The organism is Bradyrhizobium sp. CCBAU 51745 (assembly GCF_028128715.1).
GTDB lineage: Bacteria > Pseudomonadota > Alphaproteobacteria > Rhizobiales > Xanthobacteraceae > Bradyrhizobium > Bradyrhizobium manausense.
In genome coordinates this window covers 660,315-685,929 of the sequence record NZ_LBJP01000007.1, presented here as the reverse complement: position 1 = coordinate 685,929, position 25,615 = coordinate 660,315, and the positions used below count along the sequence as shown (strand labels likewise).

Here is a 25,615-nt window from a genome sequence, read left to right as displayed (position 1 = left end):
TTTCGGCGATGCGCGCGGTTCTGGACTATTGCACCGGCGGAACGGAGCGGCAGGTTGCGGCCGGCACGCACCTTTTGACGGAAGGCGGCGCCTCCGGACATCTCTACGTGCTGATACAGGGCAAGCTCGAGGTGCTCAAGGGCGAGATGGTGGTCGCCTCCATTGCCGAGCCCGGTGCGGTGCTCGGCGAGATGTCGGTGTTGCTGGGAGTGCCGCATACGGCGACGGTGCGGGCCTGTGCCGACACGGTGGTTTACGAGTTCGAGGATGCCGCCTCGCTGCTCAAGCAGGAGCCGGAAATCGCGCTGCTGCTCGCGCGCATGCTGGCGCAGCGGCTCAATGTCGCCAACACCTATCTCGCCGATCTCAAGCGGCAATATGCCGGCCACGGCACGCATCTCGCGATGGTCGGTGAGGTGCTCCAGAGCATGATCAACCTGCCGCCGCTCGAGGTCTCGCCAGGCTCGGATCGGCAATCCGATCCAAGGACGTGAGCCAGTCCGGCGGTTCGTCGATATAAGACGCGGGCCGCTTCAGTGGTGCGCCGAGATCGATCCACTGCGCTTCGCCCGCTGCCAGCCAGAACGCCTTGTTCGCATCGAGATCCAGCACGATGTGCGTCGGCGGGCGTCCCGGCTGCAGGCCGGCGTTGAACACCCAGGTCTGGCCAAGCCGGTCGTACCACGAGCCGTCCTTGATGAACGGCGATTGATGCACATGGCCGGAGATGACCATCGACGGCTGATACTGCATGATCCACTGCACCAGCTCGACATCGCCAAAGAAGCGCTTGCCGCCCCAGCTCGTCGGCGAATTAGCCGGCGGCGCATGATGCGCCCAGATCCATCGCTGCGGATGGTCGAGCGAGGCATCACGCAGCTGATTGGCGATGCGCTGCTTGACCAGCGGTCCGTCCCACCATGGGCACACCGTGAACAGAGTGTTGCCGATGATCAGATTGTCCCCGTCGCAGGCGATGCCTGTTGCCCGCACCTCCGAGATCCAGCGCGAGATCTTCTCGCCTTCCGCATTGCGCTCGTCGAGGTCGTGATTGCCGGAGCAGAGAATGACCTTGGTCTGCGCCGCGATCAGCGCGAGGTACTTTTTCACCACCACGATCTGTGCGCGGAAATCCACCATCGAGCCGATGTCCAGCGCATCGCCGGCGAAGATCACCAGGTCGAATTGCGGCGCGGCGCTGACCAGCCAGTCGAGCTGCGGCAGCGAGTAGTGCAGATCGGCCACGACCAGGCAGCGCATAGAGAATCCGTCCGCGAGAGAATGAAAATATCTGGGAATTCCAAAATCTTATAAAGCAAGAAGCAGACCAGCATCGCTGCCGCCAATCCGGCAAAGCGCAGCATGCTGCGGCGGCCGGCGGCGCACAAGTGCCGATCGTGTCGCAGGGCTGGACCGTATCACCGAATTCTGCTGACGTGGCGGTTTCAATGCCGGTGATCGCATGACGTCCTTCAAGACCATTCGTGCCCGCGCCGAGAAGCGCAAGGGGGGACCCAAGGCGCTCGACAAGCTGATGCCTGACAAGCCGGACTTGAAGCGTCTGGCAAAGCTCGGCGACGACCGCATCCTCGCGGAGATGACGAAGCGCGTGTTTTGCGCCGGGTTTGCCTGGAGCGTGATCGAGGCGAAGTGGGACGGTTTCGAAGACGCCTTCCTGCGCTTCAAGCCAGCCAAGCTCAGCTTCCAGCCGGAAGATTATTGGGACGGCCTGCTGCGCGACGCGCGGATCGTGCGCAATGGCGCCAAGATCATGTCGGTACGCGACAACGCCGTGTTCGTGCAGGAGATCGCGAGGGAGCACGGCAGCTTCGGCAAGTTTCTGGCGAAATGGCCGCCGTCCAACGAGATCGGCCTGCTCGATCTCCTGGCCAAGCGCGGCTCCAGGCTCGGCGGCAATACCGGCCAGATGCTGCTGCGCTTCGTCGGCTGGGACGGCTTTGTCACCTCAAAGGACGTCGTCGCCTGCCTGCGCGGTGCCGGTCTCGACATCGCCGAAGAGGTCAAGTCCAAGGGCGATCTTGCCAAGGTGCAGGCGCAGTTCAACGCCTGGGCCGAGGAGACGGGGCTGCCCTACACCTATCTGTCCCGCATCTGCGCGCTGTCGGTCGGTGAAAACAGGAGCGAGCATTAGCCCGCGACAAACAGCAGGCCGCAGCTTCGGTGACCGGATCGTGGACATGGTGTGGCAATCTCGCGCCGTCGGCGCGGCAGATGCCGCGCGCGATCACGAAATGCATTTCGCAGGAACATTTGTGCGCAGCACCCGTTCGGGACTTTGAACCAGGCAACACGGCGCAGGGAACACGCTCGCTCCGGCCAAACCTGGCTCAAGCCACGAAACTCGAACGACAGAACGGAGCAGCTCATGAAGCTCACATCCGAACAGGTGAAGCAGACCATCAACCAGCTCGGCGCCCAGGTGCTGCCCGACGAGCATCCCGCCATGCCCCAGCTCAACAGCATGTTCGGCGAGCACACCTTCTTCGTCGACGAGACGGGCTTGAAGGTCCTCGAGCCGACGCCCTCGCTCAGTGCGGAACGACAGACGGGTGAAGTCGTCAGCCTCGCCGACTGGAGCGATGCGGATCTGACGCGCCTGATGGCACACGAGCCCGAGCCGACCGGCGTGATCGTGGTGTTCGAGCACGTGAGGCACTGACGGGAGCGCACAAACGACCACCCTTCCGCGGTGCCGAAGGGTGGTTGGATCGGGCGTATGATCCGTCGCGCAAATCAGATCCGGTCGCCGCCATCACGACGTCGGACAGGACGTCGTCGGGACGGGCGGCGTCGACCCGCTCGTGATGGTCGGGACAAAGTTGGTCTGGCGCGGGTACAGATAGTAGCTGTCGCGGAGCGTGACGGTGCCGCTGATGGTGTAGCCGAGATTCGGGGTATAGGCATAGGTTGCCTCACCGAGGATGAGCCCGCTGGTGGTCGGCACCCCCGTCAGGGAGGTCGGCAGGGTGACGGTGGAGCCGGCGGTCCTTGCGGCGCCGTTGAGCGACTGGCTCCAGATCACCTTGGCCGTAACGTTGTCGCCGGTCGGCTGCACCTCCGAGACGGTCACGACCGCTTTGGTGACGTCATACGGGGAGAGGACTTTTGACGATGCGTTGAGAATGCCGGTGACATCGCTCGTGGTCACACACTTGTTCTGCGACAGAATGTCGGCAATGGTATGTACCGTGGCCGTGACCTTGACGTTGATCGAAAGGGCGTTGCCGAGTTCGACGCCGCCCATGCACAGCAGCAGCATGAACGGCAGCACGATGGCAAACTCGATGGCCGCCACGGCATCTTCGCTGGCTCGGAACCGCCTCAGGCGCACGGGCAAGCGGGTCATTGATAGGGCTCATTCTGGAAAGCAGCGGACGCCGTGATCTGGCGATTGCCGTTCGGCAGGTTTGCCAGGGTAAAGCCGAGCGGTCCCCCGAAAACCGGCCATTGGTAGATCACCTCCAGGACGACCTTGTCGGACGGGCCGCCCGGATTGTAGGGCCAGTTGTTGGAGACAGTGCCGTCGGCATTGAACGTCAATGTCGGTGCAGCCGCGCTCAACGCCGACCAGCTGCTCGCCGACTGGACGCTGATCATCAGATTGTTGCAGCTGAAGATGATGCGGACCTGCGAGCAGACCAGGGTCGAAAACTGGGTCTGCGTCATCCCGGCCCCCTGCACCTGACCCGTCATAATCTGCCGGGCGGACTGCTGCACGACCTGCTGGAGCAATTGCTGGCCGAAGAAAACCAGGAAGATCTGGATGATTCCGACCAGCAACGCGATGAATATCGGCGCGACGAGGGCGAATTCGACCGCGTTTGCGCCGTTCTCGTCGTTGCGGAACGCTGCGAACGTCTGGCGAAGGCGTCGCTGTCCGGCTACCGCTCGCAACTTGGGCATGACACTCGCTCAGTTGGTCAGGTGAGGGGCCGTTTCCACGACCAACAGGAACAGTTGCCGGAGTGCCGCGGTGATGTCGCCGCCCGATTGCACGTCGTAGAACAAGCCGGGCGAGGCGCAGGATTTTGCGTTTTGAGCGATCTGTCCGGTCGACGACGACGGATTGTTGAACGGCGCGATATAGGAATTGTACCAGCCGTTGCTTGTGAGCGGCAGGTACTCGGTATAGAGCACCGCGATACGAATTCCCCGGTTCTTGATCGTCGTGCAGATCGAGGTGTTGATCGGTTGCTGACACCGATATTTGGAGCCGGTGGCAATCGGCGTTCCGCTGCAGGACGAGCTCATCGATACGATCTTGTCGTCGACCCCGTCGGTGACGAGGAACACCACTTCCTGAGGCGTATCCCCGGTTTGATTGCTGCCTCCGCCGGGAGCGGGCATGAGAGCGTTGACGCTCGTCAGCGCATTCTCGATGTCCGTGCCATAGTCGGTGCCGATGGGACATCCCGAGGCCACGCAGTTCTGATGATCGACGGTGACAAGCGAAATATTATTGGCAGCCTGGCTCGCGGCGGTCGACAGGTCGGCGGACGGCAGCCCCGACGGCGCATAGATCGTGTTGAAGCCGTAGTCGAACGTGTAGATCGCGGCCTTGTAAGTGTTGTTCTGCTGCGCTTCGGTCTGTTGCGCCGTGCTCATCAGGCTCGCAGTTGCCTGGGCCACCAGGTCGATACGCAGCGTGATGTTGTTGTTGCGCGCAATGGTGAGGTTGTCCTTGGTCGAGGTGCTCGCGCCCGAGTCCTTCTCGGGATGCGATTCGTGACAGGCGAAGGCGCAGTTCCTCGAGCCGGAGGGCTGGCTCGCGGTCGCATTGATCATGTTGGTAATATCGGTCGACGTAGCCGCGATGCCCATCGACGGCGAATCGTCCAGCAGCAGATAGAAGTTGATGTTGGGCGCGCCCGAAGCGCTGGCCGTCGCGGAGCCCTTGATCGGCCACACGGAGGTGCCGAGCAGGCTCGGGAAGGCGTTGCTGGAGTTTGCGGTGTAAGTGACGGTCGCGGTGCGCACCAGGCCGACATTGCCGACATTGACCGTCAGCACGGGATTCCCCGATAGGCCGCCGGCGATCGCGTTTGCCGTCGCGTTGAAGATATTCGTGGCGGTGGTCTGGGCGACGGTCGTGCTCTGGGCCATCATCGACGGGGTCACGGCCGCGATCGCGGCGGCATCGGCTGCGGCGTCCAGCTGCGATTGCCGGCGCTGGGCCTGCGTGTAGTCGAGCGTCATGCCCAGCAGATAGACGGTCGGGAACAGCAGGATCGCGAATATGACGGCAACGTTGGCCTTGCGATCTCTGACAAAGCGACAAAGCGAGGCGCGCAGCATGACCCTTCATCCTAATCGCCGTTAACCACGGCACAGGCAATTCCCGTCAGTTCAGGTATTGCGTGCCGGAACAAGGCGGATCGAAAGGCCTCGCCTGTCTCCCGGCAGGGGAACTCTGAAGGCTGGCTGTTTAAGTAACACTTACTGGCACCGCGCGAATATGGAGTGCCTGATGCCGCCAATGTCGGATTGAAGCGACGCAATTAACCGGCCGTAAAGACGTCACGCCAAAAGGGCGGTATTGAGAGCTGCGGTCTTGTCGGCCACTGGCGCACCCGACGCTATCAGGGCAATTTGAGCAGGCAAGGTGAAATCGCAACGGCCCGATTTGCACGATCACGCCGGCGTGGACGAGCCCAAACGCTCCGCGAGATCAGGCGGCGGAAGCCCCCGCTGCATCATGAGCAGATCGAGCGAGGGCGGCTCCTGCCTGGTCAAGATCGACAAGCATGCATGAGCCTGGCCGCGGTGGTGCGTCTGATGATTGAAAAGATGCAGCAGGATGTCCGATAGCGGCTGTTCCTGCGGCTTGCCCGACGTCGTCTGATAAGCGTGCGGCCGCGCCAGAGCCTCCTCGTCGTAACCGCTGACCACCGCGATGAGGCGCGCGTCCTCGGCAAGGCGCGCCAGCGTCAACTCCCGGCGATCCCTGTAGAGGATCTCGTCGAGTCGCTTTGGCTGCTGGCCCACACCGGTGAGCCGGGTCAGCCAAAGCCTGTCCGTCAAGAGAAGGTGGTTCAGCGTCCCATGCAGGCTGCGGAAGAACACGCCCGTGTCGGCGCGATAAAGCTCCTCCGGCAGCGCAAGCGCCGCTTCGTAGAGTCGGGCATTGGCCCAGGAATTATAGGCAGCAAGCTGTTGGAACAGATTCGGCATTGGGCGGTCCTCCCGTCTTGTCGGTAGCAGTTTCCCGTGGGATCGAAGCGTGAGATAATCTCACCTGTCATCACCAGTCGGTTCGCCCGGTCATGCTTCCGTCGCTCAGAGGTTTGCAGGCGCTTTCCCTGCTGTCGCAGACCGGCAGCCTCACGGCAGCGGCTGATATTCTCGGCGTCAGCCGCTCGGCGCTGTCCCACCGGGTCGCAGATCTCGAGCGCCAGCTCGGCGTTATCCTCATGCAGAAGCAAGGGCGCAGTGTCGTGCTGACCGATGATGGCGAGGCACTTATCGCGGTGATGGGCGACGCCCTCGACCGCATCGAGGCCGCTGTCGAACCGATCCGCCGGCGACGCTCCCAATTGCGCATCAGCACGGTCGCGACCCTGGCGTCGCACTGGCTGCTGCCGCGGTTGCCGGAATTCCGAGCCCTGCATCCAGACATCGAGGTTGCACTCACGACGACGCGTCGGGCTATTGACCTCGAGGCCGAGGATTTCGACTGCGCTATCAGGCATGGATTGGGAAACTGGCCCGGGCTGACCGCGACCTTGCTGTTTCGCGAGACCCTCGCGCCCGTGGCCGCGCCGGGCGCCGATCAGAACCTTGAAGGAAGCTCCATCATCCGTGCCCGTTCCCGCTTTCGGGACTGGTCGCGTTGGTGGACGGCATCCCGGCGCGCTGGAAGGCCTGATGACGGCGGCATGGTTGTCGAGTCACGCGCGCAAGCGCTCGAGGCGGCGCTTGCCGGCGGGGGCATCGCGATGATCGACATGGCCTATGTCGACGAGCACCTTTCGAGCCGGCGCCTACAGCTCCTCGCGCCACCGATCACGCTTGATGAGGGCTACTATCTCCTTGTTCGATCCGTTCGCCGAAACGATCGGCTGCTCGGCGCATTCGAGCAATGGATTGTTGCCGTCTCAGCGCGATCGAGGGCGGAAGCCGGCGCCGCGACATCGCAATGAAACGCGTGAGCCTTCAACTGAAATTGTCCAGGGTCATTCGATCGAGACGCAGCCGGTGTCGATGATCGGTCAGCAAGTGTGCACCACCCAGGACGGCAGCAAGCGTTCCGAGCCCGGTGCCGCCGGCGATCAGGAACATGATCAACAGTTGATATTTGACCGCATCGACCGGGTCGACACCCGCAAGAATCTGGCCTGTCATCATTCCCGGCAATGAAACCAGGCCGATCGCCGCCATGCTGTTCATGATCGGCATGAAGCCGCTTCTTAACGCGTCGCGTATGACCGGAAGCAGCGCCTGATACCGGGTGCCACCGAGTGCGAGACACGCTTCCACGGCGGCGCGTTCGCGCACCAGGCTATTCGTCAGCACGTCCAGGCCGAGGCTTATCCCGGTCATGGTGTTGCCGAGAATCATGCCCAGCAAGGGCAACGCATAGCGCGGGTGATACCATGGATCGGGGCGTAGCTCCGTCAGGAGCGCGAATATCGTGACCGTACCGGCGGCGAGCAGCATGCATCCCCCGCCGAGGCCATAGCTCCAGATGCCCGGCAGCCGCCGCTTCTGCCGCGCGACGATCTCCCGAGAGGCGAACAGGACCATGACGCAGGCGGCGACGGCGGTCCAGAGCGGCGACACCGCGGCGAACAGGAAGGTCAGCAAATATCCGACAAGGACGAGCTGAACCACCATGCGCACCGTCGCGATGGCAAGTTGTCTTTCAAGCTTGAGGCGGAGAACAATCGAGAGAACGCCATCCATGACGACAAGCAGAGCGGGGAGGGCGAGATCTCCATACGAAAGCTGAATGTAGGTCATGGCCGGCTTTCCTCGATGTGGCCGCCGGGCCTCATGGCAAATATCCTTGAGCTCACACGGCGGGCCTGGGCATCGTCGTGGGTGCTCCAAACGACGCTCGTTCCATCCGCGATGCGTGCGGCGATCAAGGATTCCACGGCCGCGGTGGATGCCGTGTCGAGCGCCGAGGTCGGCTCGTCCAGCAGAAGCACCCGCGAGCGCAGCATCAGCGCACGCACAAGCCCCAATCGCTGACGCTCGCCGGTCGAAAGTCTTTGCACCGGCCACGGTCCGCAGTCCTCCGGCAGCCCCAGGCATTTGACCAGCGACAGGGCATCATTCCAGGCCGTGAAGTGTTCCTGCACGGTCTCGGACCACCAACCAGGCTCGGTGGCCAGGTAGGTCACCCGTTTTCGCCACGCCGGGGCAGGCATCTGTTCTCTGAGCGCGCCATCGAGCCTGACCGTTCCTTCGTTGGGATCGAGGTCCGCGATGGCGCGAAGCAACACGGTCTTCCCGACGCCGGAGGGCCCCTGCAGGGCGACGCATTCGCCGTCCTGCAGGTCGAATGACACGGAGATGTGCAGGCGCTTGAGCCCACTGACTGTCAGCATGCGTCAAAGCTTGCGCTGTAGCCGGTCGGCAACCCATCTGGCGATGTGCACCGGCGCCTCGTTCGGGTAGGGGTGCACCGAGCTGACATTGATCTCGCCGAGCACGTAGCCGTCGCTCCCATCGGCCTCGACCGGGCCGAGCATGAAGTCGGCGTCCCAGATCGCGGGCAGGTCATCTCTCGCGATATCCATCAACGACGTCAACTGCGGCGTCCACTCGTCTTCCATCAACCGGCGCAGCCGCTGGAAGCGCGGGTCTGCGTTGGATGTATAGAGCCGCGGTCCGGCCCCGGCACGTCCGGCCGGCGTATCGACCAGGGCTTTGACCTTGTGGTGGCCGAAGCCGGCGCAGCGATCGCCTGCCATGTAGCAACGCACCACGCCCTCGCTCAGGCGAGGCTGGAAGGGTTGGTCGATCACGCTGCCGTTCTCGAAATACTCCGCGCAGCGACGGACAAAATCATCCAGCGTCAGCTGCTCGGGGACATCCTTGGTCGCGTCCAGCACTCTTATCATGGAGGAGGTCGGGAGCTTCTCGACCTTCCAGACGCCTTGGCCGCCATTGCCCCGGTTGCGCTTGATCACGCGCGGGCCGCTCGCGAGCCTGCCCGGCAGTTCGGCGCGCATTGCCGCGGCGCTCTGATACAGCGCCGTGTCGCTTCCCCACCCCATCGAGCGGGTCCGATAGAGTACCTCCTTGGTGCCCATCTTGAGGATCACATCGGGGTGCGCGCTCACCCACACGCCTTTGGCGGCGACGTCGCGCAGCAGCGCGTCGAGACCGGCACGGTCCCGACCGTCCTGGATCGGGTTAACCCAGACGAGCACGCCGTCGACCGCGAGCAATTGTTCGCGCACTTTCTCGGCGAAGCTCTCGTCGTAGATCGCGGGGCGCCCTTCGATGCCAATAGCGGCGAGCGCTTCGAAGACGTCGGCGAAGCGGCTGTTCTGAGCGGTCGTATCCCGGCGGGCCGTGGCGTCGCCCCGCGAAAGAATGGTCACGGAATGCAGGGGAGGTGATTGACGTTCGATCATGCGCAAGCTCCACGAATTGCGTGCTGCGCAGAGCTTGGACCGAAGTCTCACGGGGAGTCTGCTTGTCCCCTCCGGAACATTCTACGTGAGAATATCAGGCCGTTTCAAGGTGGCTGATGGCGCGCCCGCGCCGCCGGAATGGCGCGCCATCGCCGGTGAAGATGGGACTATTCCTTCGCCATTCCCCTCTGATGCCCCAGCCTCAGCGTGCCCACCTCTTGATATATACAGTTTCACTGTATAGTGTCGAGCGCACGATGAATAACCCCTTACAGGTAGAACATGCCCGAGAACCAGGACGTCGTCCGTCGCTTCAATATCGAGGTCATCCAGAACGGCAGACGCGATGCGTTCGAGGATCTGATGGCGCCCGATTTTGTCAACCGGAGCGCGCCCGCCGGCGCTCCCCATGATGCGGAAAGCATGTGGGCTACGTTCCAGTCCGTGCTCCGCCCCGCGCTATCGGACCTGACCGTGACCATCCACGACCAGATCGCGCAAGGCGACAAGGTGACGACCCGCAAAACGATCAGTGGCGTCCACACCGGGCCGCTCATGGGCATCGCGCCGACAGGCCGGGTCGTTTCGATCGACGTGATCGACATCGTGCGTGTCCGCGACCAGCGTTATGTCGAGCATTGGGGTATCAACAGCCTACCCGCCGTTCTGGCGGGGCTGAGAACGTGAAGCGTCGACAGACGAAGACCCCATCCGATCACGAGGCGCTTCTCACCCTTGCGGAACGCGTGCGGCAGTCCGTCAGCGATTTCGTCCGCACCACGCGCTCACTGGCCGAAACTCCAAGGACCGCTCGCTCGGAGACACTGGGGCTTCTCGATCGGGAAGGAGCGATGAGCACGGCGGCGCTCGCTGAACGACGCAACGTCAAGCATCAGAGCATGCGGCTGGTCGTCGTCCAGCTCCAGGAGGACGGGTTGGTCGAGAAGACCTCGGACGGCAGCGACCGCCGCACCCAAGTCGTAATGCTCACCGCGCAGGGTCGCGCCACGCTGCGTGCCGACCGCCGAGCGCGCTCCGAATGGATCGCCCAAACTTTACGCGATCATGCGACAGCCGAGGAGCGCCGCACGCTCGAAGCGGCGCTTGCCGTCCTCGACAAGATCGGCGCGCTTGCAGCCGCCTCCAAGCCATGATCTTCAGTTTGCCGTACAGCTCGGACAACATCGCGCGGTCAAGTACGGAGGGCCGGCCCGCCATCAGCCTTGTCGTAAGCCACCTGGGAATTACGGTAACAGTGAACTCAATTCCATTGCACGTCTTCGGAATCGCGATGGCGGCCTGTAACGAAACCCAATGGGTCGGGTACAGGAAACGTCGGCCTTCGGTGGTGACAGCGTATTTCGAGATGGCGCGCCCGACACGATTCGAACGTGTGACCTTTGCCTTCGGAGGGCAACGCTCTATCCAGCTGAGCTACGGGCGCAACAAGGCCTCATTTAGCCTAATGGCGAGGGGCGGGCAACGGTCTCGCCGCGGCAATATCAGCGCTTTAGGCCGATTTGCGTGGAGCGACGGCAGGAACTTGACCGCTAACTGGCTCGTTTTCCCGGCCAAGGCCGGTAAATTCGGCCAGCACCCGATCGGAGCAGACCACGCGGTTGCGGCCGAGCCGCTTGGCGGCATAGAGCGCCTGATCGGCCGCGTTCAGCAGGTTATTGGGGGTGCCATCGGCCTCGCCGGGAACGTGACAGGCGACGCCGACACTGAGGGTCACGCGGTCGCCGGCTCCACGCGCGCCATGGGCGATCTGCAAGGCCATCACGGCGCGGCGGATCTCCTCGGCGATGGTGCAGGCATCGTCGCAGCCCATCTCGGGCAGGATCAGAGCAAATTCCTCGCCGCCATAGCGGCTGGCGAGGTCGAGCGGACGCAAGGCGTAGCGCCTGACCACGCGGGCGACCGCGCGCAGGCACTCGTCGCCGTTTTGGTGGCCGTGCTCGTCATTGAACAGCTTGAAATGATCGACGTCGACGAACAGCAGCGCTAACGGCTTCTGCGTCCGCTGCGCGCGGGCCCATTCGCTCGTCAGCATCTGGTCGAATGCGCGGCGGTTCGACAGGCCAGTCAGCCCGTCCTTGGTGGCAAGCTCCTTCAGCGCCGTTTCGGCACGCTTCTGGTCGGTGAGGTCGCGCAGTGTCTCCACCACGGCAATCAGATTGCCGGCCTCGTCGTGGATGGGGCCGGCATCGATCGCAAGATAGAGCTGGCTGCCGAGCTTCGGCATCACGCACCAGTTTTCCGCGGAGAAGCCGAGCCCGTTATGGCCGCGCGCTGCATATTCCGAATAGAGCTCCGGCAGCTGCTCGGGCTGGTCGAGCGCGACCAGATCGGCAAGGCAAGGGCGCTTGGTCTCGTAGAACGCCTGCCAATGCCTGTTGGTGCCGATCACCTCGGAGGCGGCAACGCCCGTCAGCCGTTCGCAGGCCTTGTTCCAGATCACCACGCACCGCTTCGGATCGATCACGAAGGTCGGCACCACCAGATGCTGCATCAGCCGCACCGCGTAGGAATCGGCGACATCGACAGTCTTCGCGGGCGTCTTGCCGAGCTTTGCCATCTCAGGCCACCGCTGCCACGGGAATGGCACCGCCTGGGCCGAACAGCTCACGCACCTCGGCGGCCGGTCTCGGTCTGCTGAACAAATAGCCCTGCATCTCGGTGCAGCCGAGAGCACGCAGCATCTCGCGCTGGGCCTCGGTCTCGACGCCTTCGGCAACCGTGGTCATGTTGCTGGCGGAGGCGATGTTCACCACCGCCTGCACGATCACGGGCGCGCCGTCGGCGTCAGCGATGTCGGCGACGAAGCAGCGGTCGATCTTGATCTTGTCGAACGGGAACCGCTTCAAATAGCTCAGCGACGAATAACCCGTGCCGAAATCGTCGAGCGCGATGCGCACGCCGATCGAGCGGAGCTGGTGCAGGATCTGGAGCGCCGCCTCGTCGTCGCGGATCAGCACGGCTTCGGTGATCTCGAGCTCGAGCCGCCGCGGATCAAGCCCTGCCGCATCGAGAGCGCCGGCGATCCGGAGCGCCAGCGTGCCACATTTGAGCTGCACGGGAGAGACGTTGACCGCGAGGCGGACATGGGCGGGCCAGGTCGCGGCCTCGTTGCAGGCCGTGCGCAGCACCCAGTCGCCGAGATGGTTGATCAGGCCGGTGTCCTCGGCGATCGGAATGAATTCGGCTGGCGAAACCATGCCGCGTTCGGGATGGCGCCAGCGCAGCAGCGCCTCGCAGCCGGAGACCTCGCCCGAATGCAGATTGACCAGCGGCTGGTAGTGGATCTCGAAGCCGCCATTGACCAGCGCCTGGCGCAGATCCTGCTCCAGCGAGAGGCGCGCCTTGGCGCTCGCGTCCATCTCCGGCACGAAGAAGCGGTAGGTGCGCCGCCCCTCCGCCTTGGCGCCGTACATGGCGAGGTCGGCACTCTTGATGAGCTGATCGAGGTCGGCCCCGTCCTGCGGCGCAAGCGCGATGCCGATGCTGGCGTCGGTGGAGAGCTGGTGGCCGAGGCAGTGATAGGGACGGCGGATCGCTTCCTGGATCTGGCTCACGAAGCCCAGGACGTCGGTGGATGATTCGATTCCGGTCTGGATCACCGCGAACTCGTCGCCGCCGAGCCGCGCGATCAGATCGCCCGGCTTGAGGCAGGCGCGGATGCGGCCGGCGATCGCCATCAAGAGCTCGTCGCCGACATGATGGCCGAGCGAATCATTGATGCCCTTGAATTCGTCGACATCGATATAGAGCAGCGCAAACCGGGCGCCGCCGGCGACCTTCTCCAACTCGCGCTCGATCTGCTCGCGGAACAGCACGCGGTTGGGCAGGTCGGTCAGCGCATCGTAATGCGCCATATGCGCGATCTTCTCGGCGGTGTTGCGCTGCTCGGTGACGTCCTCGATGACATTGATGATGTAGCGAGGGTCGCCGGCCTTGTCGCAGATGCCGATGCGCTTTGAAATGGTGTGGCGCTGGCCTTCGGTCGGGGTCTTCCAGCTCTGCTCTTTCTGCAGCAGCCGGTCCGGCGATTGCAGCACCGCATCATCGTCGCGCGTGACGATGTCGGCGTCCGCTTCCGGCAGGATATCGGCCGCGGTCTTGCCGACGATGGTCTTGCCGCCTTCCCCAAAAATGTCCTCGGCAATCCGGTTGACCAGAAGGTAGCGCCGCGTGTGAGCGTCCTTCACCGTGATCTGCGAGGGAATGTGGTCGATGATCTCGCGGAGGAACGTGTAGTTGCGGTCGCGCTCCTGCTCCAGATTGCGCCGCTCGGTGATCTCCTCGACCGTGGCGACCCATCCGCCTTGCGCGAGCGGCGTGTTGATGACCTGGAAAGTGCGCCCGTTGGGCAATTGATGCAGCTTGGCGGCGACCTTGCCGTCGGCGACGCCCCGCATGACGTCGGCACAAAACTCTTCGACGTTGCCGCTGAACGCGTTGCGCTCCTTGCGATGATGCATCGCCTCGTGGATATGACAGCCAGGCTTGATGATGTCGTGGGAGAGGCCGAACATGTCGGCGTAGCGGCGATTACAGGTGACGATATAGCCGTCGGCGTCGTACAGGATCAGCCCCTGGGACATGTTGTTGAGGGCGGTGTCCAGCCGCAGCCGTTCCGCCTCCAGCCGCTGCTGCGCCTCGTGGTTCTGCCTGACGATCTGGCGGATGATCAGGAAGAGAATCAGCGCGATCACCGCCGCCGACACCGTCGCGGTGGTGACCATGAAGCCGGTTTGTTGCCGCCAGTCGGCCAGTGCGGCCGACGTGGTGTTGGTCGCCACGATGACCAGCGGGAAATGGGTCAGCGCAACCGCCGAGCCGAGCTTCTCCGTGCCGTCGACCGGGCTCTTGACACGAAGCGTGTGCTGACCGCCGCGGGCCAAAACCGTCTGCATCAGCGGCCCGCCCTTGTAGCTGGTGCCGATCATCGATTCGACGTGCGGGTAGCGCGCCAGCATGACACCTTCGCGGTCGAACAATGTGATGGCGGCGCCTTCGGCGAGCGCGACCGAAGCGAAGTAACGCTGATAGCTGTCGGGATCGATCCGCCGGACCATCGCGCCGACGAAGGTGCCGTCCGGCAGGCTCAGCCGGCGCGCGACGATCGTGGTCCATTTGCCGATGAGAAAGCTGCGCACGGATTCCAGCAGCACCGGCTCCGACATCGGGTTGGTCTTGAAGGTCTGGAAATAAGCGCGCGAGGAGATGTTGATCTTGGGCAGCGGCTCCGCGCGGGACCAGGCGACGATCTCACCGTCGGCGTCGTAGATGGCGATGTCGCCGAGATAGGAGACGGGGCTGATCTTGCCTCGCAGCATCCTGTTCGCTTCGGGGCCGGACATGCGCTCACGGAACATCTGCGGCGAGGTGATCTCGGGCAGATTCATCTGCCTGATCAAATCGGCTGCGACGACGTCCGAATCTTCAAACTGCTGATCGAAGTGACGTGCAATCAGCTGAGCGGTGTTTTCCAGCTCGCGCTCGCGGTTGGCCAGCGTGCGCTCGCGAAACTCGCCGACCGCCATGGCTGTTGCGCCGAAAATGCCGACGACCAGCAACATGCCCGAGAGGGTCAGCCACAGCACCGGCCCGCAACGCACGGCGGCGTCCCAGCCGCCTTTCGCGGCCCGGAACGTTGCAGTTGCCATCCCTGATAAAAACTGGCGCATCCCACCCCCTGCAGGAACAGAAATACTACCGACAGATGGCGCAATGCTTAGGAAAGCCGGTTACTCATGGCTTAAATCGGTTGCGGGACTTCTAGGGATATCCAGCAAAGCGGGGCCGCTTGGCATTGCGTCGCGGTCGCGCAGCGCCTGCGAGGGACGCTGCGCCGCATCGTTAATCGAAGCCTAATGCGACCTGCCAGCACTCTTGTCGCCACGGCTGTGACGGAGCCGCCCGACCACGCCGGTCGGGAAGAAATACACGCTGGCAATGAAGAGCAACCCGAGCCAGAGCAACCAGCGGTCGGGATGCAGCAGCCCCGGCAGCAATGGCAGGCCGGCTTCGCTCGCGGCTTTGGAGGCGACGCCCATGAGCGATTGCAGATAATTCTGGGCAAGAATGAAGATGGTGGCGCCGATGATCGCGCCGTAGATCGTGCCCATGCCGCCGATCACCACCATCAGGAGAATGTCCAGCATGATGGAGAAACTGAGCGAGGTGTCCGGCCCGGCATAACGCAGCCACAGCGCGTTCAGGATGCCGGCGCTGGCGGCGACCAGGGCCGCGAGGCAGTTGGCGTAGGTCAGATGGAACACGGTGCGGAAGCCGAGCGCCTCGGCGCGAAAGCGGTTCTCGCGGATCGCCTGCAGCACGCGGCCGAACGGCGAGTTCACCACGCGCAGCAGGGCCAGGATCATCAGGGCCGAGATCGCGAACACCAGATAGAAGGTCAGGATGCGGCCGTTGACCTCGAAGCCGAACAGGTTCTTGGAGATCAGCACCGTACCGGGGCGCAGCAGCTCCGGCAGCTGGAAGCTGCGCCCGTCCTCACCGCCGGTGAGCCATGACAATTGCGAGGCCAGGACCTGGAAAGCGGAGGCGACGGCGAGCGTGATCATCGCAAAGAAGATCGCGGCCACCCGCAACGAGAACAGGCCGATCGCAAGCGCAAGCAGCGCGGCCAGCGGCAGGCCGATGACAATGCCGGTGGCAACCGCGGCCCAGTTCGCGCCCATGCCATACAGCGCGATCGCGATCGCGTAGCTGCCGATGCCGTAGAACATGGTGTGCGCGAACGACACCGTGCCGGTGTAGCCGAGCAGCAGGTCATAGGACGCGACCAGCGCGGCAAAGACGCAGATCTTGGCCGCGACGTTCAGCGCCTTTGCTCCCGGAAACAGAAACGGCGTTGCCGCCAGCGCCAGGATGATGACGACGAGAATGAGCGTGAGCACGCGGCTGCGCGGCGGATCGCCTGAGAGAAGCATCATCGGCTGGTCACCGCATAGAGGCCGCGCGGGCGCCACATCAGAACGGCGACCATCAGCAGGATGTTGGAGACGAGGGCGAGTTTAGGCACCAGGAAGCCGCCGTAATTGGCGACCATGGCCACCAGGATCGCGCCGATGAAGCAGCCGCCGATCGAGCCGAGGCCGCCGATGATGACGACGACGAAAATCAGGACGGTGAGCTCGTCGCTCATGGAGGCATGGACCTGCTCGCGATAGAGCGCCCACATCACGCCGCCGAGGCCCGCCAGCGCCGACCCCGTCATGAACACGCCCAGGAACAGCCGGCGGATGCGATAGCCGAGCGCCTCGACCATCTCGCGATTCTCGACGCCGGCGCGGATCAACAGGCCGAGCTTGGTGCGGTTGAGCACCAGCTGGATGGCGACGAAGACGGCCAGGCCAATCAGCATGGCCAGCACGCGGTATTTCGCGATCGCGACGTCACCAAGGATGAAGGAGCCGCGCAGCGAGGCCGGCAGCGGCATCGGAATGATCTGCGGCCCCCACAGCGCATACAGCGTCTGCTCGGCGACGATCAGCCCGCCTGTTGTCATCAGGATCTGCTTCAGGTGCTGGCCATAGACGGGCAGGATCAGCACGCGTTCGACGACGAGGCCGAGCGCGCCTGATACCACCATCGACAGCAGCGCCGCCGGCGCCAGCACGGCGAGGTTCAGCCAGAGCGAATCCGCCTGCACCGAGGCCGCAAATGGCGCAAACACCAGCGTTGCAACATAGGCGCCGACCGCGATGAAGGCGCCGTGGCCAAAATTGAGCACGTCCATCAGGCCGAACACCAGCGTCAGCCCCGAGGCCATGATGAAGATCATCATGCCCATGGCGAGGCTCGCCGCCGTCAGCGTCAGCCAGGTCGAGGGCGAGCCGACCAGCGGGATCATGACAAGCGCGAGCGCGACCGGCAGCAGGATCGGCGCGAGGTCGCGCTTCGGCTTCGGCAGCGGATCTGATGCAGCGAGTTCAGTCACTGATGCGCCTCCAGGCTCAGGCCGAGCAACCGTTCCTGCAGCGGCACGTCGGCGGCCAGCGCCGCCATCTCGCCGCGATGGACGATGGTGCCGTTGTCCATCACCAGCACGCTGTCGCCGAGCTCGCGCGCTGCAAAGAAATTCTGTTCGACCAGGAGAATGGTCGCGCCCTTGCGCTTGATCTCCTTCAGGCACTCGATCAGCGCCATCACGATCGCCGGTGCCAGACCCTTGGTCGGCTCATCGATCAGCAGCAGCTTGCGCGGCTCGATGATGGCGCGCGCAATCGACAGCATCTGCTTCTGCCCGCCGGAGAGACTTCCGGCGCGCGACAGCCAGAACCGGCGCAGCGCCGGGAAGAAGCCAAAGATCCATTCCAGCTGTCTGTCGTCCATCGCCGCATCGCGCGCCGCGAGGACGAGATTTTCCTTCACCGTGAGATCGGAGAACACGGCCATGCTCTCGGGCACGTAGCCGACGCCCAGCCGCGCAATGTCGGGCGTGGCGAGGCTCTCGATGCGCATCCCGCCGAGCGTAATCTCGCCTGAGGAGGCCTGCCACAGGCCCATGATGGTGCGCAGCGTCGTGGTCTTGCCGGCGCCGTTGCGGCCGAGCAGCATCGTGACCTGCCCCTGCGGGACAGCGAGATCGATGCCCTGGAGAATATGGTAGCGGCCGATATGGGTATGTACGCCGGACAGTTTGAGCAGGTCGGTCATGCGGCGCCCCCTGCAACCTTCCTGGGGGCTACGCCGAGATAGGCTTCCTGCACGATCGGCGAGGCGATCACCTCGGCAGGCACGCCGTCGGCGACGAGCTGGCCGTTATGCAGCACGATGATGCGGTCGGCGAGCGAGCGCACCACGTCCATCTTGTGCTCGACGAGGAGGATGATCTTGCTCTTGTCCTGCTTGAGCTGAGCGATCAGGTTCAGCACGACAGGCACCTCGTCGATGCTCATGCCGGCGGTCGGCTCGTCGAACATGAATACTTTTGGTTCCAGCGCGATCATCAGCGCAACTTCGAGCTTGCGCTGGTCGCCATGCGACAGCGCGGTCGCGGCGACGCTGCGCCGGTTGCCGAGCGCGACCTGGTCGAGGATGCCATCCGCGCGGGCGATCAAATCGCGGCGGATCATCCAGGGCCGCAGCATGTCGTAATGGGTGCCGCTCGCCGCCTGCACCGCGAGGCGGACGTTCTCTTCCACGGTCAGATTCGGAAAGAGGTTTGTGAGCTGAAACGCCCGACCGAGACCTGCGCGGGTGCGCAGCGGCGCGGAATGCTGAGTGATGTCGGCGCCGTCGAACAGGATGCTGCCGCTGGATGCGCGCAGCTGGCCCGAGATCAGATTGAAATAGGTGGTCTTGCCGGCGCCGTTCGGCCCGACAATGGCCGTGAGCTCGCCCGGGCGGAACGTACAGCTGACGTTGTTGACCGCGACATGCCCGCCGAAGCGGATGGTGAGATCACGGGTTTCGAGGGAGAGGGGCATTGGCCTGGCAAATGATGAGAGAGCAATAATTCCACGATCTCGCTGCGCTCCCTCCCCCGCTTGCGGGGGAGGGTCGGGGAGAGGGTATCTCCTCTGGGCGAGAACCCCCAAGAGGTTAGAGCCCTCTCCCGGCCTCTCCCGCGCGCGGGAGAAGTGAAGGAAGAAAACTCACCGCTTGTTCTTGATCGGAACGTCCATGTCCTCGATCTTCAGCTCGCGCACCGGCTCGAGCACGGCCCAGGCGACGTTCGGATCGACCTTGACCTTGAAGTGATACATGCTCTGCAGCGCCTGATGGTCCTCCTTGCGGAACACCATCTTGCCCTTCGGCGTGTCGAACTCCATGCCTTCCATCGCCGCGATCAGCTTCTCGGTGTCGGTCGACTTCGCCTTGGTGACGGCGGCCACGACAGACATGGCGGCGGCAAAGCCGCCCGCGGTGAAGAAATCCGGCGGGGCGTTGAAGCGCTTCTGGTGCTCGGCAACGAGCCAGTCATTCACCGGATTCTTCGGGATGTCGTAGTAATAATAGGTCGCGCCTTCCATGCCGGGCAGGCTCTTGTAGGCGGCGAGCGCGGGCAGGATATTGCCGCCGGTCGAGAGTTCGATGCCGTAGCGCTTCGGATCCATGTCCTGGAGTTTTGCCAGCGGATTGCCGGCGCCGGCCCAGATCACCCAGATCACCTTGCGGCCCGGCTTGTCCTTCAGGGCATCGAACAGGCGCTGACCGACCGCGGTGAAGTCGGTGGTGCTGGTCGGGGCGTACTCTTCCGCGGCGAGCGTCGCGCCGGTCTTGGCGAGGGCCTCCTTGAAGGCGGCGACGCCGTCGCGGCCGAAGGCGTAGTCCTGCGCCAGCGTGGCCACTGTCACGCCCTGCTTGCCGATGGCGACCGCGTTCGAGATCGCGTCCTGCGATGAATTGCGCGCGGTCCGGAAGATGTAGCGATTCCATTTCTCGCCGGTAATCTGGTCCGCGACCGCCGGCTCGACGATCAGGATCTTCTTGTTCTCTTCCGCAACGGGGAGAATGGCGAGCGCGGCGGCCGAGGAGGTGGTGCCGATGGCGATATCCGCCTTGTCGTCCTGATAGGCCTCCGCGAGCGCAGCCTTGGCAAGGTCCGGCTTGCCCTGGTCGTCCTTGGTGACGATGACGATCTTGCGGCCGTCGAGCGTCATGGTGCCCTTGGTGGCGTATTCAAAACCCATCTGCAGGCCGGTCTCGGTCTGCTTGGCATAGGCTTCGAGCGGGCCGGTCTTGCCGTAGATCAGTGCGACCTTGAGATCGTCGGCGTGCGCGGCAGTCGCCGCAGCGAGGGCGAGAACGGTTGTTGTTATGATGAGTGATCGACGCACGATGGTCCCTCCTGACTTGATTTGTTGGGCAATAGCGATTTGCACAGCCTGACGGACATTGCAATTCGACCTTACGGCTGAGGCGGCTGCTCGCAAGCTCTGCATCATTTTTTAACCCAGCCGCGCCGCGCGCCGCGCGCCGCCGGCCTCGATCTGCCAGTCCGACCGCGCCTCTTCGGCGCTCTCGAAGATGTGCGGCGCGACACCGCGCCGCTCCAGCGCTTCGCCGAGCTTGATGCGCAGGAAACCGGAGGTCGTGTAGCGCGACACGCCGGTATAGAAGCGGTCGACCAGGCTGCGCACCATGGCCGAGTAATCGTCCAGCAGTTCGGGCAGGATCGAGAAGTTGTCATAATTGACGATGGCGTAAACCTTGCGGCCGAGCGGGGCGAGCCTGGCCTCGACGATGCGCGCGATCGCGTCGATATCGGCCTTGCTGCGCAAGGGATAGCGCTCCAGGTTGATGAAGAACAGGTTCTGCTGCTCGTCCAGCGCAAAACGCTGCTCGAGCGGAATGGTCAGCAGCCGCTCGCGCAGATCCATGGGACCGTCGCGGAAGATGCGGGCATCCATCAGGCTCGGCTCGCGCGGGATCAGCGGCTTGAAATCCATCAGGCGCAGGATGTCGCGGTCGATGTCGATGCCGGGCGCGACCTCGGTGAGCTCGAGCCCGTCGGGCCGCAGCGCAAAGACGCAGCGCTCGGTGACATAGAGCACAGGTTGCCCGCGCGCCGCGGCAAAGCGGCCGCTGAAGGTCACATGCTCGACCTTGTCGACGAACTTGCGCGACTTCGCCTCCTCCACGATGGCGAGCTTGCCGTCGTTGACGGCGATGCGTTGCCGGCCGGCGGCAAAGGTGCCGACGAACACGACCTCCTTGGCATTCTGGCTGATGTTGATGAAGCCGCCGGCGCCGGCCAGCTTCGGCCCGAACTTGCTGACATTGAGATTGCCGGTACGATCGACCTGCGCAAGCCCGAGGAAGGCGGCGTCCAGCCCGCCGCCGTCATAGAAGTCGAACTGATAGGGCTGGTCGATCACCGCCTGGGTATTGATCGCCGCGCCGAAATCGATGCCGCTTGCGGGGATGCCGCCGATCACGCCGGGCTCCGCCGTCAGCGTGATCAGGTCGATGATGCGCTCTTCATTGGCGACGGAGGCGATGCCCTCCGGCATGCCGATGCCGAGATTGACGACGCTGTTGGCCTTCAGCTCGAAGGCCGCGCGGCGGGCGATGATCTTGCGCTCGCTCAAGGGCATCTCGGGCAGCGATGTCGTCCGCACTTTGATCTCGCTGGAATAGGCCGGATTATATGGCGTGCCAAAGGTCTGCCAGTGATGCTCGGGCTTGGCCACGACGACGCAATCGACCAGCACGCCGGGGATCTTGACCTGGCGCGGATTGAGGCTGCCGCTCTCGGCGACGCGCTCGACCTGGGCGATGACGATGCCGCCGGAATTGTGCGCGGCCATGGCAATCGCCAGCGCTTCCAGCGTCAGAGCTTCCTTCTCCATGGTGAGGTTGCCGTCGGGATCGCCGGTGGTGGCACGAATGATCCCGACATTGATCGGGAACGTCCGATACAGCAGGCACTCTTCGCCGCGCAGATTGATCAGCTCCACCATGTCCTCGGTGGTGCGCGGATTCAGCTTGCCGCCGCCGTTTCGCGGATCGACGAAGGTGCCGATGCCGACGCGGGTGACGTGAGCCGGACGGTGGGCGGCGATGTCGCGGAACAGATGCGTGATCACACCCTGCGGCAGATTATAGGCTTCGATCTGGTTCGCGATCGCGAGCTGCTGCAATTTCGGTGCAAGGCCCCAGTGTCCGCCGATGACGCGGCGGACCAGGCCCTCATGGGCAAAATGGTTAAGGCCGCGGTGCTTGCCGTCGCCCTGGCCCGCGGCATAGACCAGCGTGAGGTTGCGCGGCTTGCCTTGCGTGTAGGGCGCATCGCCCTCGTTCGCCAGATAGAGCTCCTCCAGCGCGATCGCGATCTCCTCGGCAAAGCCGATGCCGACGAAGCCGCCGGTGGCGACCGTGTCGCCGTCGCGAATCAGCATGACGGCTTCAGCCGCCGTGACGATCTTGCCCTTCTCTGAATGGGGCAGGTAAGCCAAGGCTGGGTGCTGGCTCATCGCATTTCCTCCCACGTTTTTGCGGATCCTATGGTCCGCTTGTCTTGCTTTATTTGATCTGTATCACGGGAGCGGCGAACCGCTCCCGTGCCGTGAGCGCCGGCTCATTCAGGGCTGTCAGGCCTTGCGCGTTTCGGTGGCGAAATAGACCGAGACCACCGTGATGATCGCGAGCCCGATCATGTAGAGCGAGATCGGCCAGGTCGCGGGCGCATAGGCTGTCATCAGCCCCGTCGCGATCAGCGGCGACAGCGCGCCGGCGAAGATCGAGGCGAGGTTGTAGCCGAGCGAGACGCCGCTATAGCGCACCTTGGTGCCGAACAGCTCCGACAGGAAGCTCGCCTGCGGGCCGTACATCGCGGCGTGCCCGACGGCGAGCCCCAGCGCGATCGCGATCCAAGCGAGGTGCGGATTCTTCGTCGCCAGCAGCATGAACAGCGGGAACGACATCAGCGCCGAGAACACCGCGCCGAAAATATAGACCGGCCGGCGCCCGACCTTGTCGGACAGCGCGCCGAAGGCCGGAATGGTGAAGGTCTCGATCGCGGCTGCGATCAGCACCCCGTTCAGCATGTCCTGCTTTTGCATGCCGAGCGATTGCGTCGCATAGGCGAGCACGAAGGTGGCGTAGATGTAGAAGAAGCCGTTCTCAGCAAAGCGCGCGCCCATCGCCAGCAGGATGTTCTTCGGATACATCCTGATCGCCTCGAGGATCGGCATCTTCACTTCCTGCTTGGTGTCCTTCACCTTCTGGAATTCGGGCGATTCCGCGATGGTGAAGCGGATCCAGAGGCCGACCAGCACCAGTGCGATCGAGAACAGGAACGGAATGCGCCAGCCCCAGGCCAGCAGCTGCGCGTCCGTCAGCATCGCCGAGACCACCGAGAAGACCAGCGTGCCGAGCACGAGGCCGAGCGGCGCGCCCAGCTGCGGCCAGCTGCCGTAGAAGCCCTTCTTGTCCGCTGGCGCGTGCTCGACCGCCATCAGCACCGCGCCGCCCCATTCGCCGCCAAGGCCAAAGCCCTGGACCAGGCGGCAGGTGATCAGCAGGATCGCGGCCCAGATGCCGGCGGTGTCGTAGGTCGGCAGGAATCCGATCGCCGCCGTCGCCGCGCCCATGATCAACAGCGTGAGATAGAGCATGGTCTTGCGACCGATCTTGTCGCCGTAATGACCGAACACGACCCCGCCGAGCGGACGGGCGATGAAGCCGAGCGCATAGGTCGCGAACGCCAGCAGCGTGCCGATCATCGGGTCGAACGTCGGAAAGAACAGCTTGTTGAAGATCAGCGCCGCGGCGGTGCCGTAGAGGAAGAAGTCGTACCACTCGATCGCCGTGCCGATCAGGCTGGCGGTGGCGACGGTGACGTGTGACGGGTGTCGTGCTTGAAGCTGATTGACGGCGATCGCTCCACTCATCTGGCATTCTCCCTGGTTGCGAATGCGCATGTGCAGCATGCGTCATTGTGCAAAGCGAAGAGCAAGCTCTGCGCCAGATGCCATAGGTTTGCGCAAATGGGCGGAAAATCCAGCAGATTCAGCGTGGGCGGCGCCGCCAAGGCACAATGCGCCATGTCAGGAATCCGAGACTCCGGACACGCGGTGTCTCGAAACTCAGACGGGTGTGGCGCCCGAGGCGAGGCCGAACTTGGCGAGCTTCTTGTAGAAGGTCGCGCGCGAGATCTGGAGCATCTTGGCGGCTTCCGAGATCTGGCCGTTGCTCGCGGCAAGCGCCTGCTCGAGCGTGTGCTTCTCGAACTCGGCTTCGGCCTCGGCATAGGGCAGGACGAGACCGGTCGGCCGCGACGGTGCCGCCGGTATCATCTCCGCGCTCACGGGAAGAATGCGATCGAAATCGTCGCTGGTGAGGCGTCCCGAATCGCTCAGGATCAGCGCGCGTTCCAGGATGTTGCGCAGCTCGCGGACATTGCCGGGCCAGCCGTACCGCGCCAGCGCAGTCAGACCGCTCGGCGTGATCCTGGCGTTGAGATAGTCGCCGGATGCGCTGATGTCTTCGAGCAGCCGGCCGCAGATCTCCGGCAGGTCGTCCAGGCAATGACGCAGCGGCGGCAGCACGATCGAGAGCACGTTGAGCCGGTAGTAGAGATCGGCCCGGAACGTCCCCTCGCTGACCCGCTTGTGCAGGTCGACATTGGTGGCGGCAATCACCCGTACGTCGACCTTGGTGACCTTGTCGGAGCCGAGCGGCTCGATCTCGCGCTCCTGCAGAACGCGCAGCAGCTTGGCCTGCAATTGCAGCGGCATCTCGCCGATCTCGTCGAGAAACAGCGTGCCGCCGTCGGCGATCCGGAATTTTCCGTCGCGGCCCTTGCGGTCCGCACCGGTGTAGGCGCCCGGCGCCGCACCGAAGAACTCCGATTCGATCAGCGTGTCCGGGATCGCCGCGACGTTGACGCTCACGAAAGGCTTCTCGGCGCGCGCGGACGCATTGTGGATCGCCTGCGCCAGCATCTCCTTGCCGGTGCCGGTCTCACCCGTGAGCAGGACCGTCACGCTTTGGCGCGCGGCGCGTGCTGCGAGTGTCTTGGCCTGCGCAATGCCTGCGGTGCCGCCGACATAGTCCTCGAAGGTGAAGCGCGCGGCGCGCGCGTGCGACAATTGCCGTCGCGCCAGCCGCAAATCGTTCTCGAGCTGGGCGACGCGACCGAGCAGCGGCTTCAGGCCTTCGAGGCGATCATAGAGCACGAAGCCGATCGCACCGATGATGTTCCCTCTCTCGTCCTCGATCGGCATCCGGGTCACGACCAGTTGCTGGCCGCCGAGCTCCATGATGTCGAGGATGATCGGCTCGCCCGTTTCCACGACCCTGCGCAACAGGCTGTTGGGGATCACCTCTTCGATCGGGCGGCCGAGCGCCTCGGATTCATGCGAGAGGCCGATCGCGGTGACGTATTTTTCGTTGACATAGACCACGCGCCCGCTGCGATCGATCGCGATGGCGCCCTCGCACAGATGCTCCAGCCGCTCGAACAGCGTCTCCATGGCGCGTGCGCGGATATAGGCGGGGTCGCTGACGACGGAAGAGGGACCGGACAT

Annotated in this window: 24 protein-coding genes and 1 tRNA gene; 6 read left to right on the top strand and 19 right to left on the bottom strand. The window is 63.9% G+C overall.

All coding sequences use genetic code 11. From position 1 onward, the window contains the following. Window positions 1-8: 8 nt before the first annotated feature. On the top strand, window positions 9-494 hold the full coding sequence (locus XH98_RS10395) for a Crp/Fnr family transcriptional regulator (RefSeq protein ID WP_271598348.1): 486 nt from the start codon (window positions 9-11) through the stop codon (window positions 492-494). On the opposite strand, the gene XH98_RS10390 is transcribed toward XH98_RS10395, so the two are convergent. Next, window positions 433-1,260 (bottom strand): metallophosphoesterase family protein, encoded by an 828-nt coding sequence (locus XH98_RS10390; RefSeq protein ID WP_271598347.1) that lies wholly within the window; start codon window positions 1,258-1,260, stop codon window positions 433-435. The two genes, XH98_RS10395 and XH98_RS10390, sit on opposite strands and share 62 nt — an antisense overlap. A gap of 202 nt (window positions 1,261-1,462) precedes the next feature. Here XH98_RS10390 and XH98_RS10385 point away from each other — a divergent pair, with 202 nt between their 5' ends. Then, window positions 1,463-2,152, top strand: a complete 690-nt coding sequence (locus XH98_RS10385) for a DNA-3-methyladenine glycosylase I (RefSeq protein WP_271618527.1) — start codon at window positions 1,463-1,465, stop codon at window positions 2,150-2,152. 234 nt (window positions 2,153-2,386) lie between these two features. Beyond that, the gene (locus XH98_RS10380; protein ID WP_057753974.1) at window positions 2,387-2,680 is read left to right on the top strand and encodes a hypothetical protein; all 294 of its coding nucleotides are present in this window, start codon (window positions 2,387-2,389) and stop codon (window positions 2,678-2,680) included. A gap of 93 nt (window positions 2,681-2,773) precedes the next feature. Here the strand turns inward: XH98_RS10380 and XH98_RS10375 are convergent, their stop codons facing one another. The 4 genes from XH98_RS10375 to XH98_RS10360 all read right to left on the bottom strand — a co-directional run bounded on the left by XH98_RS10375 (window position 2,774) and on the right by XH98_RS10360 (window position 6,192). Continuing rightward, on the bottom strand, window positions 2,774-3,367 hold the full coding sequence (locus tag XH98_RS10375; RefSeq protein WP_271598346.1) for a TadE/TadG family type IV pilus assembly protein: 594 nt from the start codon (window positions 3,365-3,367) through the stop codon (window positions 2,774-2,776). Further along, on the bottom strand, window positions 3,364-3,924 hold the full coding sequence (locus XH98_RS10370; protein WP_271598345.1) for a TadE/TadG family type IV pilus assembly protein: 561 nt from the start codon (window positions 3,922-3,924) through the stop codon (window positions 3,364-3,366). The genes XH98_RS10375 and XH98_RS10370 overlap by 4 nt, the downstream gene beginning before the upstream one ends. 9 nt (window positions 3,925-3,933) lie before the next feature. Beyond that, window positions 3,934-5,316, bottom strand: coding sequence for a TadE/TadG family type IV pilus assembly protein (locus XH98_RS10365; protein ID WP_271598344.1), 1,383 nt, complete (start codon window positions 5,314-5,316; stop codon window positions 3,934-3,936). 336 nt (window positions 5,317-5,652) lie between these two features. Continuing rightward, window positions 5,653-6,192 carry a DinB family protein gene (locus XH98_RS10360; RefSeq protein WP_271598343.1) on the bottom strand — a complete coding sequence of 180 codons (540 nt, stop codon included), beginning with the start codon at window positions 6,190-6,192 and terminating at the stop codon, window positions 5,653-5,655. Between the two features lie 92 nt (window positions 6,193-6,284). Between XH98_RS10360 and XH98_RS10355 the strand changes: the two genes are divergently transcribed. Further along, window positions 6,285-7,160 (top strand): LysR substrate-binding domain-containing protein, encoded by an 876-nt coding sequence (locus XH98_RS10355; protein WP_271598342.1) that lies wholly within the window; start codon window positions 6,285-6,287, stop codon window positions 7,158-7,160. Window positions 7,161-7,173: 13 nt separating this feature from the next. On the opposite strand, the gene XH98_RS10350 is transcribed toward XH98_RS10355, so the two are convergent. The 3 genes from XH98_RS10350 to XH98_RS10340 are packed head-to-tail and all read right to left on the bottom strand — an operon-like array spanning window position 7,174 to window position 9,608. Beyond that, window positions 7,174-7,980 carry an ABC transporter permease gene (locus tag XH98_RS10350; protein ID WP_271618526.1) on the bottom strand — a complete coding sequence of 269 codons (807 nt, stop codon included), beginning with the start codon at window positions 7,978-7,980 and terminating at the stop codon, window positions 7,174-7,176. Further along, window positions 7,977-8,573, bottom strand: a complete 597-nt coding sequence (locus XH98_RS10345) for an ABC transporter ATP-binding protein (protein WP_271598340.1) — start codon at window positions 8,571-8,573, stop codon at window positions 7,977-7,979. Before XH98_RS10345 ends, XH98_RS10350 begins: the two co-directional genes overlap by 4 nt. 3 nt (window positions 8,574-8,576) lie before the next feature. Next, window positions 8,577-9,608, bottom strand: a complete 1,032-nt coding sequence (locus XH98_RS10340) for a Cj0069 family protein (protein WP_271618525.1) — start codon at window positions 9,606-9,608, stop codon at window positions 8,577-8,579. Window positions 9,609-9,890: 282 nt separating this feature from the next. On the opposite strand from XH98_RS10340, the gene XH98_RS10335 reads away from it, so the two are divergent. Both XH98_RS10335 and XH98_RS10330 read left to right on the top strand, forming a co-directional pair. Then, window positions 9,891-10,295 carry an ester cyclase gene (locus XH98_RS10335; protein WP_271618524.1) on the top strand — a complete coding sequence of 135 codons (405 nt, stop codon included), beginning with the start codon at window positions 9,891-9,893 and terminating at the stop codon, window positions 10,293-10,295. Beyond that, complete coding sequence (locus XH98_RS10330; protein ID WP_333931755.1) at window positions 10,292-10,762, top strand: MarR family winged helix-turn-helix transcriptional regulator; 471 nt, start codon at window positions 10,292-10,294, stop codon at window positions 10,760-10,762. The genes XH98_RS10335 and XH98_RS10330 overlap by 4 nt, the downstream gene beginning before the upstream one ends. A 213-nt stretch (window positions 10,763-10,975) precedes the next feature. Here XH98_RS10330 and XH98_RS10325 read toward each other — a convergent pair. From XH98_RS10325 to XH98_RS10275, 11 genes are all read right to left on the bottom strand, one after another. Next, window positions 10,976-11,052, bottom strand: a tRNA-Arg gene (locus tag XH98_RS10325). Window positions 11,053-11,118: 66 nt separating this feature from the next. After that, window positions 11,119-12,186: a sensor domain-containing diguanylate cyclase gene (locus XH98_RS10320; RefSeq protein WP_271618523.1), complete on the bottom strand. Its 1,068-nt coding sequence runs from the start codon at window positions 12,184-12,186 to the stop codon at window positions 11,119-11,121. A 1-nt stretch (window position 12,187) separates the two neighbouring features. After that, window positions 12,188-15,298 (bottom strand): bifunctional diguanylate cyclase/phosphodiesterase, encoded by a 3,111-nt coding sequence (locus tag XH98_RS10315; protein WP_442868564.1) that lies wholly within the window; start codon window positions 15,296-15,298, stop codon window positions 12,188-12,190. A 183-nt stretch (window positions 15,299-15,481) separates the two neighbouring features. Further along, on the bottom strand, window positions 15,482-16,567 hold the full coding sequence (locus XH98_RS10310) for a branched-chain amino acid ABC transporter permease (RefSeq protein ID WP_271598335.1): 1,086 nt from the start codon (window positions 16,565-16,567) through the stop codon (window positions 15,482-15,484). Further along, on the bottom strand, window positions 16,564-17,574 hold the full coding sequence (locus XH98_RS10305; RefSeq protein ID WP_271618522.1) for a branched-chain amino acid ABC transporter permease: 1,011 nt from the start codon (window positions 17,572-17,574) through the stop codon (window positions 16,564-16,566). Before XH98_RS10305 ends, XH98_RS10310 begins: the two co-directional genes overlap by 4 nt. Then, on the bottom strand, window positions 17,571-18,293 hold the full coding sequence (locus XH98_RS10300) for an ABC transporter ATP-binding protein (RefSeq protein ID WP_271598334.1): 723 nt from the start codon (window positions 18,291-18,293) through the stop codon (window positions 17,571-17,573). Before XH98_RS10300 ends, XH98_RS10305 begins: the two co-directional genes overlap by 4 nt. After that, window positions 18,290-19,066, bottom strand: coding sequence for an ABC transporter ATP-binding protein (locus XH98_RS10295; RefSeq protein ID WP_271618521.1), 777 nt, complete (start codon window positions 19,064-19,066; stop codon window positions 18,290-18,292). Before XH98_RS10295 ends, XH98_RS10300 begins: the two co-directional genes overlap by 4 nt. 168 nt (window positions 19,067-19,234) lie before the next feature. Next, a complete protein-coding gene (locus tag XH98_RS10290; protein ID WP_271598332.1) occupies window positions 19,235-20,419 on the bottom strand; it encodes a substrate-binding domain-containing protein in 1,185 nt (394 codons plus the stop codon). A 111-nt stretch (window positions 20,420-20,530) separates the two neighbouring features. Then, the gene (locus tag XH98_RS10285) at window positions 20,531-22,558 is read right to left on the bottom strand and encodes an acyl CoA:acetate/3-ketoacid CoA transferase (protein WP_271598331.1); all 2,028 of its coding nucleotides are present in this window, start codon (window positions 22,556-22,558) and stop codon (window positions 20,531-20,533) included. A gap of 117 nt (window positions 22,559-22,675) precedes the next feature. Continuing rightward, window positions 22,676-23,977: an MFS transporter gene (locus tag XH98_RS10280; RefSeq protein WP_271598330.1), complete on the bottom strand. Its 1,302-nt coding sequence runs from the start codon at window positions 23,975-23,977 to the stop codon at window positions 22,676-22,678. Between the two features lie 195 nt (window positions 23,978-24,172). Continuing rightward, window positions 24,173-25,615, bottom strand: coding sequence for a sigma-54 interaction domain-containing protein (locus XH98_RS10275; RefSeq protein WP_271618520.1), 1,443 nt, complete (start codon window positions 25,613-25,615; stop codon window positions 24,173-24,175).

What these genes read in the sequence shown, in the direction of transcription:
- XH98_RS10395 (WP_271598348.1), top strand. Translation starts at nt 9, where the DNA reads ATGCGCGCGGTTCTGGACTATTGCACCGGCGGAACGGAGCGGCAGGTT.
- XH98_RS10390 (WP_271598347.1), bottom strand. Translation starts at nt 1,260, where the DNA reads ATGCGCTGCCTGGTCGTGGCCGATCTGCACTACTCGCTGCCGCAGCTC.
- XH98_RS10385 (WP_271618527.1), top strand. Translation starts at nt 1,463, where the DNA reads ATGACGTCCTTCAAGACCATTCGTGCCCGCGCCGAGAAGCGCAAGGGG.
- XH98_RS10380 (WP_057753974.1), top strand. Translation starts at nt 2,387, where the DNA reads ATGAAGCTCACATCCGAACAGGTGAAGCAGACCATCAACCAGCTCGGC.
- XH98_RS10375 (WP_271598346.1), bottom strand. Translation starts at nt 3,367, where the DNA reads ATGACCCGCTTGCCCGTGCGCCTGAGGCGGTTCCGAGCCAGCGAAGAT.
- XH98_RS10370 (WP_271598345.1), bottom strand. Translation starts at nt 3,924, where the DNA reads ATGCCCAAGTTGCGAGCGGTAGCCGGACAGCGACGCCTTCGCCAGACG.
- XH98_RS10365 (WP_271598344.1), bottom strand. Translation starts at nt 5,316, where the DNA reads ATGCTGCGCGCCTCGCTTTGTCGCTTTGTCAGAGATCGCAAGGCCAAC.
- XH98_RS10360 (WP_271598343.1), bottom strand. Translation starts at nt 6,192, where the DNA reads ATGCCGAATCTGTTCCAACAGCTTGCTGCCTATAATTCCTGGGCCAAT.
- XH98_RS10355 (WP_271598342.1), top strand. Translation starts at nt 6,285, where the DNA reads ATGCTTCCGTCGCTCAGAGGTTTGCAGGCGCTTTCCCTGCTGTCGCAG.
- XH98_RS10350 (WP_271618526.1), bottom strand. Translation starts at nt 7,980, where the DNA reads ATGACCTACATTCAGCTTTCGTATGGAGATCTCGCCCTCCCCGCTCTG.
- XH98_RS10345 (WP_271598340.1), bottom strand. Translation starts at nt 8,573, where the DNA reads ATGCTGACAGTCAGTGGGCTCAAGCGCCTGCACATCTCCGTGTCATTC.
- XH98_RS10340 (WP_271618525.1), bottom strand. Translation starts at nt 9,608, where the DNA reads ATGATCGAACGTCAATCACCTCCCCTGCATTCCGTGACCATTCTTTCG.
- XH98_RS10335 (WP_271618524.1), top strand. Translation starts at nt 9,891, where the DNA reads ATGCCCGAGAACCAGGACGTCGTCCGTCGCTTCAATATCGAGGTCATC.
- XH98_RS10320 (WP_271618523.1), bottom strand. Translation starts at nt 12,186, where the DNA reads ATGGCAAAGCTCGGCAAGACGCCCGCGAAGACTGTCGATGTCGCCGAT.
- XH98_RS10315 (WP_442868564.1), bottom strand. Translation starts at nt 15,298, where the DNA reads ATGCGCCAGTTTTTATCAGGGATGGCAACTGCAACGTTCCGGGCCGCG.
- XH98_RS10310 (WP_271598335.1), bottom strand. Translation starts at nt 16,567, where the DNA reads ATGATGCTTCTCTCAGGCGATCCGCCGCGCAGCCGCGTGCTCACGCTC.
- XH98_RS10300 (WP_271598334.1), bottom strand. Translation starts at nt 18,293, where the DNA reads ATGACCGACCTGCTCAAACTGTCCGGCGTACATACCCATATCGGCCGC.
- XH98_RS10295 (WP_271618521.1), bottom strand. Translation starts at nt 19,066, where the DNA reads ATGCCCCTCTCCCTCGAAACCCGTGATCTCACCATCCGCTTCGGCGGG.
- XH98_RS10285 (WP_271598331.1), bottom strand. Translation starts at nt 22,558, where the DNA reads ATGAGCCAGCACCCAGCCTTGGCTTACCTGCCCCATTCAGAGAAGGGC.
- XH98_RS10280 (WP_271598330.1), bottom strand. Translation starts at nt 23,977, where the DNA reads ATGAGTGGAGCGATCGCCGTCAATCAGCTTCAAGCACGACACCCGTCA.
- XH98_RS10275 (WP_271618520.1), bottom strand. Translation starts at nt 25,615, where the DNA reads ATGTCCGGTCCCTCTTCCGTCGTCAGCGACCCCGCCTATATCCGCGCA.